Annotated in this window: 9 protein-coding genes; 5 read left to right on the plus strand and 4 right to left on the minus strand. The window is 73.0% G+C overall.

Annotation, left to right across the window (positions count from 1 at the left end):
- Positions 1-19: 19 nt before the first annotated feature.
- A complete protein-coding gene (locus LG634_RS22695; protein ID WP_226735763.1) occupies positions 20-457 on the minus strand; it encodes a MarR family winged helix-turn-helix transcriptional regulator in 438 nt (145 codons plus the stop codon).
- A 161-nt stretch (positions 458-618) separates the two neighbouring features.
- Between LG634_RS22695 and LG634_RS22700 the strand changes: the two genes are divergently transcribed.
- Positions 619-801, plus strand: a complete 183-nt coding sequence (locus LG634_RS22700; protein WP_226735764.1) for a BrnA antitoxin family protein — start codon at positions 619-621, stop codon at positions 799-801.
- Between the two features lie 58 nt (positions 802-859).
- On the opposite strand, the gene LG634_RS22705 is transcribed toward LG634_RS22700, so the two are convergent.
- Positions 860-2,314 carry an NCS2 family permease gene (locus LG634_RS22705; protein ID WP_226735765.1) on the minus strand — a complete coding sequence of 485 codons (1,455 nt, stop codon included), beginning with the start codon at positions 2,312-2,314 and terminating at the stop codon, positions 860-862.
- 139 nt (positions 2,315-2,453) lie between these two features.
- Here LG634_RS22705 and LG634_RS22710 point away from each other — a divergent pair, with 139 nt between their 5' ends.
- The 3 genes from LG634_RS22710 (at position 2,454) to LG634_RS22720 (ending at position 7,652) form a co-directional block, all read left to right on the plus strand.
- Positions 2,454-2,777 carry a DUF2530 domain-containing protein gene (locus LG634_RS22710; protein WP_226735766.1) on the plus strand — a complete coding sequence of 108 codons (324 nt, stop codon included), beginning with the start codon at positions 2,454-2,456 and terminating at the stop codon, positions 2,775-2,777.
- A 53-nt stretch (positions 2,778-2,830) separates the two neighbouring features.
- Positions 2,831-5,305 (plus strand): HAD-IC family P-type ATPase, encoded by a 2,475-nt coding sequence (locus LG634_RS22715; RefSeq protein WP_226735767.1) that lies wholly within the window; start codon positions 2,831-2,833, stop codon positions 5,303-5,305.
- Positions 5,306-5,414: 109 nt separating this feature from the next.
- Entirely contained in the window at positions 5,415-7,652 is a 2,238-nt protein-coding gene (locus LG634_RS22720; RefSeq protein ID WP_226735768.1) for an MMPL family transporter, read from the plus strand.
- A 192-nt stretch (positions 7,653-7,844) separates the two neighbouring features.
- Here LG634_RS22720 and LG634_RS22725 read toward each other — a convergent pair whose 3' ends face one another.
- Positions 7,845-10,940, minus strand: a complete 3,096-nt coding sequence (locus LG634_RS22725) for a sacsin N-terminal ATP-binding-like domain-containing protein (RefSeq protein WP_226735769.1) — start codon at positions 10,938-10,940, stop codon at positions 7,845-7,847.
- Between the two features lie 208 nt (positions 10,941-11,148).
- Entirely contained in the window at positions 11,149-12,057 is a 909-nt protein-coding gene (locus LG634_RS22730) for a DUF3027 domain-containing protein (RefSeq protein WP_226735770.1), read from the minus strand.
- A gap of 823 nt (positions 12,058-12,880) precedes the next feature.
- On the opposite strand from LG634_RS22730, the gene LG634_RS22735 reads away from it, so the two are divergent.
- Complete coding sequence (locus LG634_RS22735) at positions 12,881-14,242, plus strand: MFS transporter (RefSeq protein WP_226735771.1); 1,362 nt, start codon at positions 12,881-12,883, stop codon at positions 14,240-14,242.
- The last annotated feature ends 80 nt before the right edge of the window (positions 14,243-14,322 follow it).

The following is a 14,322-nucleotide window of genomic DNA, read 5'->3' on the forward strand; positions in this document are numbered from 1 at the left end:
TCGCCTCCGTGCGTGGTGCCTACAGGTGGGCGAGCTTCTCCAGGACGGGTGCGGCGGCACGCAGGGTGGCCCACTCGTCCTCGTCGAGCTCGGCCGCGAGCCGGGCCAGGAAAGCGTTCCGCTTGCGACGGCTCTCCTCGAGCATCGCTTCGGCCTGCTCCGTCTGGCTGACCACCTTCTGGCGGCGGTCGTCCGGGTGCGGCTCCAGCCTGACCAGTCCCTTGGCCTCCAGCAGCGCCACGATGCGGGTCATCGACGGGGGCTGCACGTGCTCCCTGCGGGCCAGCTCACCGGGGGTGGCGGAGCCGCACTGGGAGAGGGTGCCGAGCACCGACATCTCGGTCGGGCTGAGCGATTCGTCGACGCGCTGGTGCTTCAGGCGCCGGCCCAGCCGCATGACGGCGGAGCGGAGGTCGTTCACGGCGGCTGCGTCGTCGCCATGGGAAAGGTCACGCATGTCCTTAGACTAACTCATTACTCAACCTAAAGACCACGCGATATCCCGCTTCCGGACGGTGATACCCGGCACACCGGCACCTACGTGCACGGTCACCCGTACGGGTGAGACACCACCGGAAAGTGACACGCCGTACGCCTGTCTCCCCCGACCCTGTCCGCATGGGGACACACGTGCTCAGCATGCGGATAGACGGTGACCTGCTGGACCGCCTCCGCCACCACGCCGCCCGCCGCGGCATGACCGTCCAGGACTACGTACTCCGCACCCTCGTCCGCGACGACTTCGACGAACGCTTCAAGGCCGCGGTCGACGAAACGGAAAAGTTCTACGGGCTCACGTGAGCCGCGGTCGGGCGACCGTGGTCATGTGAGCCCGTAGAGGGGTGCGGAGCCGGCCGGATCAGTTCAGGCCGAGGGCCGGCATGGCGTAGTAGAAGACGAAGACCGCGGAGACCGCGTACATCGCGGCGGGGACCTCGCGGGCGCGGCCGGTGGCCAGGCGCAGGACGCAGAAGCTGATGAAGCCGATGCCGATGCCGTTGGTGATCGAGTACGTGAACGGCATCATCAGCATGGCCAGGAAGGCCGGGACCGCGATGGTGAAGTCGCTCCAGTCGATGTCCTTCACCGAGCCGGCCAGGATGAGGAAGCCGACGGCGACCAGCGCCGGGGTGGCGGCCTGCGACGGGACCATGGTGGCCAGCGGGGTCAGGAAGAGCGCGGCCGCGAACAGCCCGCCGGTGACCACGCTCGCCAGACCGGTACGGGCGCCCTCGCCGACACCGGCGGTGGACTCGACGAAGCAGGTGTTCGCGGAGGACGAGGTGGCGCCGCCGGCCGCGACGGCGATGCCGTCCACGATCAGGACCTTGTTGATGCCGGGGAAGTTCCCGTCCTTGTCCATCAGCTTCGCCTCGTCGCCGACGCCGAGGATGGTGCCCATCGCGTCGAAGAAGCAGGACAGCAGCACGGTGAAGACGAACAGCATCCCGGTCAGCACGCCGACCTTGGCGAAGCCGCCGAACAGGCTCATCTCGCCGACCAGCCCGAAGTCCGGGGCCGCGACCGGGTTGCCCGGCCACTCCGGCACGGTCAGGCCCCAGGCCTGACCCGGCAGGTCCGCGATCAGCTGCACGGCCACCGCCACGACCGTCATGACGACGATCGAGATCAGGATCGCGCCCGGCGTCTTGCGGATGATCAGCGCGAGGGTGAGGAGGACACCGATCACGAAGATGAGCACCGGCCACCCGTGCAGGTGGCCGTTGCCGCCGAGCTGGAGCGGCACGGTGGTGTGTGCGGCGTCGGGGATCCGGGAGACGAAGCCCGAGTCGACCAGGCCGATCAGCATGATGAACAGGCCGATGCCGATCGCGATGCCCTTGCGCAGGCCCAGCGGTACGGCGTTCATGACCCGCTCGCGCAGGCCCGTGGCCACCAGCAGCATCACGACGAAGCCGGCCAGGACCACCATGCCCATGGCGTCGGCCCAGCTCATCCGGGGTGCGAGCTGGAGGGCCACGACCGTGTTCACGCCGAGGCCGGCGGCCAGCGCGATCGGGACGTTGCCGATGACGCCCATCAGCAGGGTGGAGAAGGCCGCCGTCAGCACGGTCGCGGTGACCAGCTGGCCGCCGTCGAGCTGGTGCCCGTACATGTCCTTCGCGCTGCCGAGGATGATCGGGTTCAGCACGATGATGTAGGCCATCGCGAAGAAGGTGGCGAAGCCGCCGCGGACCTCGCGGGCGACGGTGGACCCGCGCTCGGAGATCTTGAAGTAGCGGTCCAGGGCGGACCGGTCCTCGGGGGAGGGCTGCGGGGCGGTGGCCGGTGCGGCGGGGGCCGACGTGCTCATTCGGTCCTCAAAGGGTTTGCTTAGGAGATTCGCACCAATAAATTCGGTCGCGAACAAACCGTTTCAGTATGAACACATGAACGAAGGGACGTCCATCTCCGCGCGTAGACCTTCACGCAGCCCACCTAGACTGATCGGCATGGCGAAGTGGACCCCCCAGCACGAGGCACCCGAGCCCCTGGAGGGGCCGGTCGTCGCCACCATCACCGGCGGCACGATCCTCTGGTTCGCCCTGTTCCTGGTGCAGCTCCCCTTCTACGGCTGGTTCGCCGACCGCGACCTGCTGTGGTGGGTGTGGACCTGCGCCGCCGGCGGCGGCCTCGGCCTGATCGGCATCTGGTACGTCCGCGCCCGCGACGCCGCCCTCAAGCGGCACGCGGCGGAAGCCCCCGGGGACCCTGCCGCCCCCGAGTCCGGAAACCCCCTTCGACCCCAGGACGATCCGGGTCATCCCAAGGTCTGATCTTCCTACTTCCCGACGGGTGAACCGGCCCGTCCCCCCGTACCGTCGAAACCATGACGCAGCGGGCGAAGATCGACACCGACGGGCCCGAGCCGGGCGGCGGCCCCGGCGCAGGCAGCGGCACCGCCATCGACGCGGGGGCCGAACTGGACCCCGTCCACCCCGTCCCCCTGCCGGCGCCCGCCTTCCGGCCCGGCGGCCTGCTCACCCCCGAGGTGGCCGAGCGGGTCGCCCGCGGCGAGGTGAACGACGTACCCGTCCGCAGCAGCCGCTCCACCGCCGACATCATCCGCGGCAACGTCTTCACCCGCTTCAACGCCATCATCGGCGTCCTCTGGGTGATCATGCTCGCGGTCGCCCCCATCCAGGACAGCCTCTTCGGGTTCGTGATCATCGCGAACACCGGCATCGGCATCATCCAGGAACTCCGCGCCAAGAAGACCCTCGACGGACTCGCCGTCATCGGCGAGGCCAAACCCACCGTCCGCCGCAGCGGCAAGGCCGTCGAGATCTCCACCTCCGAGATCGTCCTCGACGACGTCATCGAACTCGGCCCCGGCGACAAGGTCGTCGTCGACGGCGTCGTCGGCGAGGCCGACGGGCTGGAGATCGACGAGTCGCTCCTCACCGGCGAGGCCGACCCGGTCCTCAAGAAGCCCGGCGACCAGGTCATGTCCGGGTCCTTCGTGGTCGCCGGCGGCGGCGCGTTCACCGCCACCAAGGTCGGCCGCGAGGCCTACGCCGCCCAGCTCGCCGAAGAGGCCAGCCGCTTCACCCTCGTCCACTCCGAGCTGCGCAGCGGCATCTCCACCATCCTCAAGTACGTCACCTGGATGATGGTCCCGACCTCCATCGGCCTGATCATCAGCCAGCTCGTCGTCAAGGACAACAACCTCCGCGACGCCATCGCCCGCACCGTCGGCGGCATCGTCCCGATGATCCCCGAAGGCCTCGTGCTGCTGACCTCCGTCGCCTTCGCGATCGGCGTCATCCGGCTCGGCCGCAAGCAGTGCCTGGTCCAGGAACTCCCCGCCATCGAGGGCCTGGCCCGCGTCGACGTCGTCTGCCTCGACAAGACCGGCACCCTCACCGAAGGCGGCATGGACGTCACCGAGCTCCGCCCCCTCGGCGGCGCCGACGAGACGTACGTGCGCAAGGTCCTCGGCGCACTCGGCGAGTCCGACCCGCGGCCCAACGCCAGCCTCCAGGCCATCATCGACGCCTACCCCGACAGCGAGGAGTGGCGCTGCACCGAGTCCCTGCCGTTCTCCTCCGCCCGCAAGTACAGCGGCGCCAGCTTCAGCGAGGGCGACGGCGAGAACTCCACCTGGCTGCTCGGCGCCCCCGACGTCCTCCTCCCCAGCGGCGACCCGGCCCTCGACGAGATCGACCAGCTCAACGAGCAGGGCCTGCGCGTCCTGCTGCTCGCCCGCTCCCCCCGCGAACTCGACGACCCGGACGTCGCCGGCGGCGCCCGCCCCACCGCCCTCATCGTCCTCGAACAGCGGCTGCGGCCCGACGCCGCCGACACCCTGCGCTACTTCGACGAACAGAACGTCCACGCCAAGGTCATCTCCGGCGACAACGCGGTGTCCGTGAGCGCCGTCGCCGGCAAGCTCGGGCTGCCCGGCGCCGAGAACACCGTCGACGCCCGCCGCCTGCCCACCGACCAGGCCGCGATGGCCGAGGAACTCGACCGCAACGCCGTCTTCGGCCGCGTCACCCCGCAGCAGAAGCGCGACATGGTCGGCGCCCTCCAGTCCCGCGGCCACACCGTCGCCATGACCGGCGACGGCGTCAACGACGTCCTCGCCCTCAAGGACGCCGACATCGGCGTCTCCATGGGCTCCGGTTCCGAGGCCACCCGCGCGGTCGCCCAGATCGTGCTCCTCAACAACAGCTTCGCGACCCTGCCGTCCGTGGTCGCCGAGGGCCGCCGGGTCATCGGCAACATCACCCGCGTCGCCACCCTCTTCCTCACCAAGACGGTCTACTCCGTCCTGCTGGCCATCCTCGTGGTCTGCTCCCAGGTCGAGTACCCCTTCCTGCCCCGGCACCTGACGCTGCTCTCCACCCTCACCATCGGCGTCCCCGCCTTCTTCCTGGCCCTCGCCCCCAACAAGGAGCGGGCCCGGCCGCACTTCGTGAAACGCGTCATGCGGTACGCGATCCCCGGCGGCACCATCGCCGCCGTCGCCACCTTCGCCACGTACCTGATCGCCCGCCACCACTACGTCGGCCAGGGCGCGCTCGACGCCGAGACCAGCGCGGCCACCCTCACCCTGTTCCTGGTGTCCATGTGGGTGCTGGCGATCATCGCCCGGCCGTACACCTGGTGGCGGGTCGGCCTGGTCGGCACCATGGGCGGGGCGTTCCTGCTGGTGCTCGTCGTGCCGTGGCTCCAGGACTTCTTCCAGCTGAAGCTCGTCGGCACCGTCATGCCGTGGACGGCCGTGGTGATCGCGGCGGTGTCGGCCGCCCTGCTGGAGTTCGCGTTCCGGTGGGTCGACCGCAAGTTCCCGGCGTAACGGGGGGGCGCGGGGCGGGCCGGCCCCGGAAGGCCGATCGCAGCGACGGCCGGACCCGGATGGCCCCTCCCCGAGTGCCCCGCCCTCCCCCCGCCAGTCCAATGGCCCTATGGCCCGTCCGAACGAAACCGAGCGCCCCCAGGACGGCGACCGCCGCCAGGGCGTCCTGTACCGCACCGGTCACTGGTGCGCCCGCCACTTCGTGGTCGTCATCGCCCTCTGGCTGGTCGCGGTCGGTGGTTTCCAGGTCCTGCACCGCGCGTACGGCGGCGAGTACTCCGACGACTTCGCCCTCCCCGGCACCCAGTCGCAGGACGGCAGCGACGTCCTCAAGGCCCACCAGCCGTCCGCCGGCGGCTACGGCAGCCAGATCGTCCTGCACCGCAGCTCCGGCTCCCTCACCCAGGACGCCACGCAGATCGGGCAGGCCGTCGAAAGCCTCCAGAAGCTGGACGACGTCCTCGCCGTCACCAGCCCGCTGCCGCCGCCCGGCACCACCCCGCCGCCCCGCCCGCAGGGCGCCCCCAACACCGGGCCGCTCTCCGACGACGGCACCACCGGCTACATCACCATCCGGTTCTCGGTGCAGCCCTCCACCCTCGGCGACGACTACCTGACCGGCGTCGACGCGGCCGTACAGCCGCTGCGGGCCGCCGGCGTGGACGTCGAGTACGGCGGACCGCTCGGCGAACTCGCCCGGCCCGAGGCGGACGACCGGACCAGCGAGGCCATCGGCTTCGCGGTGGCCATCCTGGTCCTGCTCATCGGCTTCGGCAGCGTCATCGCCGCCGCCCTGCCGCTGGTCACCGCCCTGATCGGGGCGATCGTGGGCCTGGCGCTGCTCGGCCTGCTGGCCGCCGCCTGGACCTTCGCGACGGTCTCCCCCACCCTCGCCACCATGATCGGGCTGGGCGTGGGCATCGACTACGCGCTGTTCCTGATCACCCGGCACCGGCAGAACATCATGGACGGCCACGATCCGGCGACCTCCGCCGCGATGGCCGCGTCCACCAGCGGGCACGCCGTGCTCGTCTCCGGCTGCACCGTGATCATCGCCCTGTCGGGCCTGTGGGTGTCCGGGATCAGCTTCATCGGCAAGCTGGGCCTGGCCGCCGCCGTCACCGTGGTCACGGCCGTGCTCGCCGCCCTCACCCTGGTGCCCGCGATGCTCGGCCTGATCGGCACCCGCATCGACAAGTGGAAGGTGCGCAAGCCGGTCGCCGAGACCGACGCCGAGCCGGGCGAGACCGCGCACGGCACCTGGCACCGGTACGCGCAGCGGGTCGAGCGCCGGCCGTGGTGGTTCCTCACGGGCGGCGTGGTCGCCCTCGTGATCCTCGCCTTCCCGGTGTTCTTCATCCAGCTCGGACACATCGGCGACGGCGCCGACCCGAAGTCGTTCACCGACCGGCGGGCGTACGACCTGATGTCGCAGGCGTTCGGGCCGGGCTCCAACGGGCCGCTCACCCTGGTCGTGGACCAGAGCGCGGTGCCGGCCGCGGACCGGGCGGCGCTCGGCACCAAGGTCCAGCAGGCGCTGACCGGCGTCCCCGACGCCGTGTACATCACGCCGCTGAAGGCCACCCAGGACGGTGACGTGCTCATCGGCACCGCGTACTCGGTGGCCGCCCCGCAGGACGAGCGCACCACCGAACTGACCGACAACCTCACCAACACGATCCTGCCGGACGCCGTCGCCGGCACCGGCGCGAAGACGTACGTCACCGGGACGACGGCCGCCCAGGTCGACTTCCTGGACATCGTCTCCAGCCGGCTGCCGCTGATCATCGCGGTGGTCGTCGGGCTGGCCTTCCTGGTGATCCTCATCGTCTTCCGCGGCCTGCTGGTGGCCGTCAAGGCGGCCGTCCTCAACGTCCTGTCGATCGGGGCGTCGTACGGGGTGGTCGTCGCGGTCTTCCAGTGGGGCTGGGGCGGGCCGGCGCTCGGGGTCAACGGGGCCGTCCCCATCGAGTCCTACGTCCCCATGATGATGTTCGCGATCGTCTTCGGGCTCAGCATGGACTACGAGATCTTCCTGCTCTCGCGGGTCCACGAAGCGTGGCTGCGGACCGGGGATGCGCAGGCGAGCGTGGCCCACGCGCTGGAGATCACCGCGCGGGTCATCACCTGCGCCGCGCTCATCATGGTCAGCGTCTTCGCCGCCTTCATCGTCAGCGACAACATCGTCGTCAAGATGCTGGGACTGGGTCTGGCGGCCAGCGTCCTGATCGACGCCACCATCGTCCGCCTCCTGCTGGTCCCGGCGGTCATGACCCTCCTGGGCAAGTCCGCCTGGTGGACCCCCCGCTGGCTGGACCGGGCCCTCCCCCACGTCAAGGCGGAGTGATCTTCCCCCTGCGGGGGCGCCCCTCCCCGGCGGACCGAGCCGGCCGCACCGGGCAAACTCCAGCCCCGCCGGCGTTTGAGGCGCGGGGGCCCGGGGGCGGAGCCCCCGACACCCCGACCCTGCGGGGCCTTCCCCCACCCCGCCCCTTCCCGAACCGGGGTTCGGGGCGGAGCCCCGGGGACGGGGCCGGGGTCAGTCGAACCAGCGGTCGCGGGCCAGTTCGGCCGTACGGGACGGGTCTTCAAGAAGCGCCGCGACTTCGAAGCGGCGCGGCCACTGCCCGGCCGCCCAGGCCAGCCCGGCCGCCACCCCCTCCAGCGTGGCCGCATGCAGGACACCGTCCGGCGTACGCCGCCAGTCCAGCTCGACCCCGGCAGCGACGACCTCCTCGTGCTCCACGTACGAGTGCGGCGCGGCAGGCCCCAACAGCACCCGCACGGCCTCCGGCACCCCCCGCTCCTCCCCCGGCGACGTCACCTCGGCCGCCACGCTCTCCGACAGCCTCCGCACCTGCAGCAGGTCCGCCAGATCGGCCGCCCGCGAAGGCGCCACCGGCAGCAGCGGCAGCCCCCCGGCCAGCGGCAGCAGATCCGGCACGTCCGCCACGACCGCCGCCTCCGCAGCCACCACCCGTACCTCGCCGTCCACGACCGCCCGCAACTCGTCCGGCAGCGTCACCTGCTCCGGATCCAGCTCGGCCAGGTACCCGTACAGCGCGTGCAGCTGCCGCCCGGTCACCGACCGGGAAGGATCCGCCAGCCGCCCCAGCAGCTCCGCCGCCCCGCCCGGCTCGGACAGCAGCGCCGCGACCGACGTCCGCACCCCCAGCGCGTGCAGCACCTGCTCGTCGTCGAAGCCGGTGGCGTCCGCCGACGTGTACAGCCCGTCCAGCAGCGGGTCCCCGCCGGCCGCCCGCAGCCCGGCCGGACGCCGACCGTCGAGCACCGGATGGTCGCGCAGCCACCAGGCCGTGTACGGCCGCACCGTCTGCGTGGTCCCGTCCGGCAGCAGCACCCGTACGGGCTGGGTCAGCGCGTCCCGCAGCGGCGGCCGGGACAGCATCGCCAGCGCCTGCGGCCACGCGTCGTCGTCGACGAGGTCCAGGTCCCGCACGGCGACGATCTCGGTCGCCACCGGCGGCACCGGCGTGTCCGGCAGCTGGTCGAGCACGTCCTCGCACCACACGTCGACCACATCGAGCAGTCCGGCATCGTCCGGCTCGGCGAAGTCGCCTTCGCGCGGCTCCAGTTCGTCCGGATCGAGCACGACGTCGGTGGCGCGCACCAGCTGGAACCCGGCCAGCACCCCGCACGCCGTCAGCGGCTGCTCCCCCCACCGCCCGGCGAGCTCCGCATCGCACAGCGCGAGTTCACCCTCACGCATGACCTGCGCAAAGGCACTTCCCGGCAACACCAGCTCGCCTGCAGGGGCGAGTTCCCCGTCCTCGTCGGGCAGCGCGAGCGCCCCGAGCCACGGCTCGTCCCCCGGCTCCAGCCCGGCGTCCCGCGCCAACCCGAGCACGACGTCCGCCAACTCGTCGGGATCCAGGGCCTCTTCATCCCACACCTCACCCACATCCAGCGAGGCCGCCACCGCCGCCCGCACCTGAGGCGTCGTCAGCACGGCCCTGGGCGAGGCCGGAAGCGCCCCCAGCTTCTCCAACAGCGGGTGTGCAGCGTCCGGGTGGGCCACCTTCAGCCCGAGCCGCGCAAGCGAAGGCGGCGTGTCCGGCCCGGGCAGCAGCACCTGCCGCGGCCCGATCGCCGTCCGGCCGGTCGCCAGCGGCACCGGCAGCCCCGACAGCCGGTCGGGATCCACCCCGGCGAGCGACTCGTACAGCCGGTGCCACCACTCGGGCGTGCGCTCGATCCCGGCGATCCGCTCGATGGCGTCGCCCAGCGGCAGCCGCCCGACCCCCAGCGTCCGCAGCTCGGTGCGGCGTTCCAGCCCGGCCGGCAGCAGCGTCGGCAGCACCTCGGCGAGCACCCGTACGGTCTCCGCCCCCGCCCCCTCCACGACCTCGGCCTCGAACGGCCGCAGCGCCACCGGCTCGTCCTCCCCGGCCGGCAGCGCGGGCGCGAGGAACGCGGTCCGCGGCAGCAGCGCGTGAACGGCCGCGCGCAGCGCCCCGTCCAGCTCGCCCTTGCCGAGCGGGCCCGGCACCAGGTCCACGAGTGCGGTGCTCACCGGCCGCCATTCCGCGAGGAGTTCGGCGTACGCCTCGGCGGCCCGGGCGACGAGGAAGTCGGTCAGCGGGCCGGGCGCGGGGTGCCGGCGGGTGGTGTCGAGCGGGAACGACGCGATGAGCAGCGCGGGCACGCCCAGCGGCTCGTCGGTGGGCGTGGGCGCGTGCACGACGGGCGCGGTGCCGGGCCGCACCGGCGCGCCCTCGGCGTCGACGGGCACCGCCCAGGACACGGTCCATTCGGGCCGCAGCCGCTCCTCGACGGGCCGGTCGGCAAGCAGCGCGGACTCGATGGTGCCGCCGTGCCGGACGGTGCGCCAGCGGGTGGTGGTGCCGGTGCTGTCGTCGACGCAGGTGTACGGGCCGTCCTCGCGGCGGTGCAGGGTGCGGGTGCCGTCGGGGGTCTCGACGGTGATCTCCGCCAGGCCCGGGAGGGTGAGCAGGAGGGCGTCGTCGATGCCGGCGAGCAGCCGCTGTACGAGGTCTTCGGCGCCGCCGTCGCGCAGCGGCAGCAGGACCACGGTGTCGTAGCCCTCGGGGGCGGTGCCCTCGGCGGGCAGCGGGAGCCGGAGCAGCGGTACGTGGCCGTCGCGGCGGCGGAGTTCGTCGTCGAGGCCGGGACTGCCGGCGGCGGCCTCGCGGGCGAGTTCACGGGCCTCGGCGAGGGACCAGCGGATGCCGCCGTGCCGGCCGACGACGGCCGGCTCGTCGCTGACGGCGAGCACGGCGGCGAACCCGACGCCGAAGCGGCCGACGGCCGTACCGGTCTCCCGCTTCGCGGAGGCGCGCAGCGTGCTGAGGGATTCGGCACCGGCGGCGTCGAGGGGTGCGCCGGTGTTGGCAGCGACGAGGATGCCGGGGCGGTGGGTCAGTCGCAGCCGGCCGGGTACGCCGGCGCGGGCGGCGGCGTCGGCCGCGTTCTGGGCGAGTTCGACGACGAGGCGGTCCCGGTAGCCGCCGAGGGCCAGGTCCTCCTCGGCGTTGGCGTCCTCCCGGAACCGGGCCGGGCTGGCCGTCCAGGCATCCAGCACCCCGCGTCGCAGCCGGGCCGTCCCGAAGGCATCGACCCCACCGCCGCCGCTGTCCGTCGCCGTCCCGCGCACACTGCCTCCCAGGTAGCCGCTTCCCCTGCCGCCCCCGAAGGTACCGCGCCCCACCCCACCCGGAGCTCCGCCCCGGACCCGGCACCCCGAACGCCGGCCCGGCCTCTTCCGGGGCGCCGCCCCGCGCCCCCGCGCCTCAACCGCCGGCGGGGCTGGATTGTGGGGCGGAGCCCCGTTCTTCGGGGCCCGCCGGTTCGGTGAGGCGGGGTCAGGAGTGGCCGAGGTCCGCTTCGGAGAGGTCCGCGTCGGTCACGGAACCCGTGTCCGCCACCGCCCGCAGCGGGAATTCATCCGCCCGCACGGAATCCAGCACCGGCTCCGCCGGCCGCGGCGGCTTCGGCATGACGGCGGCCTCGGAATGCCCGCCGCACCCGTACGACAGCGACACCAGCCGCCCGTCCGCCGGCCCGAACTCGTTCGCACAGACGCCGAACGCCTGCCCGAGCGACCCGCCGATCTTCACGAGGAACCCGCAGCTCACACAGGACGCCGGCGCCGCCTGGGCCATCGGCGTCTTCGCCCCGAACGACTCGTCCCACCGGTCCGCCGCCGAGTGCAGCCCGTACCGCGACAGCACCCGCGCGCGCCGCATCCCGAGTTCCTCGGCCACGGCGCTGATGGACCCGCGGGCCGGTACCGCGACCCGGTCCGTGACCTCGGCGTCCTCCGCCTCGACCAGCTCGGCCATCTCCTCGGAGACGACGGAGTTCGGCGGCGGCGCGTCCTCGCCGCTGTAGCCGGGCTCCAGCCGCAGGTCGTCGGCGTCCGTGGGCAGCAGGTCCCCCGGCCCCATGTCGCCCGGCCGCAGCCGCTCGCTCCACGGCACCCACTCGGGGGCGAGGAGGGCGTCCGGCCCGGGGAGCAGCACCGTTTCGTCGAGGGTGACGACCTTCGCGCGGGAGGCGCGGGTCACGGTCACCGCCCAGCGCCAGCCGCGGTACCCCGGCTCCTTGCATTCGAAGAAGTGGGTGACGACCCGGTCACCCTCCGCGACGACGGAGACGTGCTCGCCCACCACGCCGGGCGCGGCGGCCTCCTCGGCGGCCTCGCGGGCGAGGTCGACCGCTTCGGCGCACAGGCGGTCGGGGGTACGGCTTCGCGTCGTCGCAGCACTCACTGGTCTCGTTCTCTCCTACGCCGTCTCACGAGTGCGCCGTCCGTCTGTCGTCCCTGACGACCCGTCGGTCCTGTCCGTACCGGCGCGGGCGGAGCGGACCAGGGGACCGCGTCGACGTCCGCGCCCGACCGGCCTCGGGCGCACCTACTCGTCTCCCATTCTGCGGGATGGCGGAAAGGCGCGCGGCCAAGAGCAACCGTCGGTGGCGCGTTACGCACGCTACCTCCTTCGCAGCGCTGGGCCCACCTGCACGTCCGATTCGCGGACATCCGGAACCCTCCACTCCCCAACGATCATCCCTCACGCCCCCGCCTCCCGTCACAGGGGCTCCGCCCCAAACCCCGCTTCCTGACCGCCGAACAGGCCGAAAGATCCGGGGCTCCGCCCCGGACTCCGCGCCTCAATCGCCGGCGAGGCTGGATTTCGCCCCGCAGCATCCAGCCGTCGGGCGGAGCCGGGACAGCCCAAGCCCGAGCAGCGAAAATCCAGCCCGCCCGGCGCTTGAGCCCCGAAAACCAGCCCCGCCGGCGTTTGAGGCGCAGGGTCCGGGGCGGAGCCCGAATTCCAGCCCCGCTGGCGTTTGAGGCGCGGGGTCCGGGGCGGAGCCCGAATTCCAGCCTCGCCGGCGTTTGAGGCGCGGGGTCCGGGGCGGAGCCCGAATTCCAGCCTCGCCGGCGTTTGAGGCGCGGGGTCCGGGGCGGAGCCCCGATCTCTCAGCCCCGCCGGCGATTGAGGCGCGGGGTACGGGCGTAGCCCCGGTCCGGGGGAGGGGCGCGACGCGCCGGGCAGGGTCCGAGCGGCCCGGGTGGGGCACTATGGCCACGTGGCAGGCGCACGGTCGCACGGCGACGACGCCGGCCGGACGAGAAGGACCGGCCGGGCAGTGTCCCACGCCCTCCAGCGCCCCGTAAAAGGCACCGCCCGCCGCATCAGACGCGCCACCCACGCCCACGGCGCCGGCGAATCCGGCCTCGGCAAACTCATCGAGCTGCACGCCGTGAACGGCGCGGGCGACGTCCTGATCACCGTCGCCCTCGCCTCCACCGTCTTCTTCTCGGTCCCCACCGACGAGGCCCGCGGCCGCGTCGCCCTCTACCTGGCCGTCACGATGGCCCCGTTCACCCTCCTCGCCCCCGTGATCGGCCCGCTCCTGGACCGGCTCCCGCACGGCCGCCGCGCCGCGATGGCCGCCGCGATGCTCACCCGAGCGGTGCTCGCCGTGATGATGTCCACCGCCGTGGCCACCGGCGGCATCCAGCTGTACCCGGCCGCGCTCGGCGTACTCGTCGCGTCGAAGGCGTACGGCGTGGTCCGCAGCGCCGTCGTGCCGCGCCTGCTCCCACCCACGTTCTCGCTGGTCAAGGCGAACTCGCGGGTCACCCTGGCCGGCCTGCTGGCCACCGGCGCCGCCGCGCCCCTGGGTGCCGGCCTGCACGTGATCGGCCCGCAGTGGCCGCTGTACGGCGCCTGCGCGGTCTTCCTCGGCGGCACCTGGCTCGCCCTGTCCATGCCGCACAAGGTGGACTCGGCGAAGGGCGAGCGCCGGGCCCGGCTGTCCACGCACGAGGAACGGTCCCCCCGGCCGTCGCTGCGGACCCTCAGCCGTTCGGTGCTGTGCGGGCTGTGGGCGAACGCGGCCATGCGCGGCCTGTCCGGCTTCCTGATCTTCTTCCTGGCGTTCCTGCTGCGCGAGCACCCGCTGTCGGGGCAGAGCGCGGCCGTGTCGCTGGGCATCGTGGCGGTCTCGGCGGGCGTCGGGAACGCGTGCGGTACGGCGGTGGGGGCGTGGCTGCGGGCGCGGGCGCCGGAGGTGATCGTGGCGGCGGTGCTGTCGCTGACGCTGGCGGCAGCGGTGCTGGCGGCGGCGTTCTTCAGCGGGATCTTCATGGCAGTGCTGGGGGCCACGGCCGGGTTCTGCCAGGCACTGGCGAAGCTGTCGCTGGACGCGATGATCCAGCGCGACATTCCGGAACAGGTCCGGACCTCGGCCTTCGCTCGGTCCGAGACGCTGCTCCAGATGGCGTGGGTGGTCGGCGGCGGCATCGGCATCTCCCTTCCCCTGAACGGGGTCGTCGGCATGTCCGTCGCCGCCGCGATCGTCGCGGCCGGCACCACGATGGCTCTTCGCGGGGCCCTGACCACCCCCCGCCACCCGGGCCCCGGCCCCCGCCCCCGCCTCGCCTGACCCCCCGCCGGGGAGCGGCCTCCAGCCCCGCCGGGCATCTTCAGCCCCGCCGGGGGGGGGGGGGGGGGGGGGCGGGGGGG

The sequence above is a fragment of the Streptomyces bambusae genome (assembly GCF_020532645.1).
GTDB lineage: Bacteria > Actinomycetota > Actinomycetes > Streptomycetales > Streptomycetaceae > Streptomyces > Streptomyces bambusae.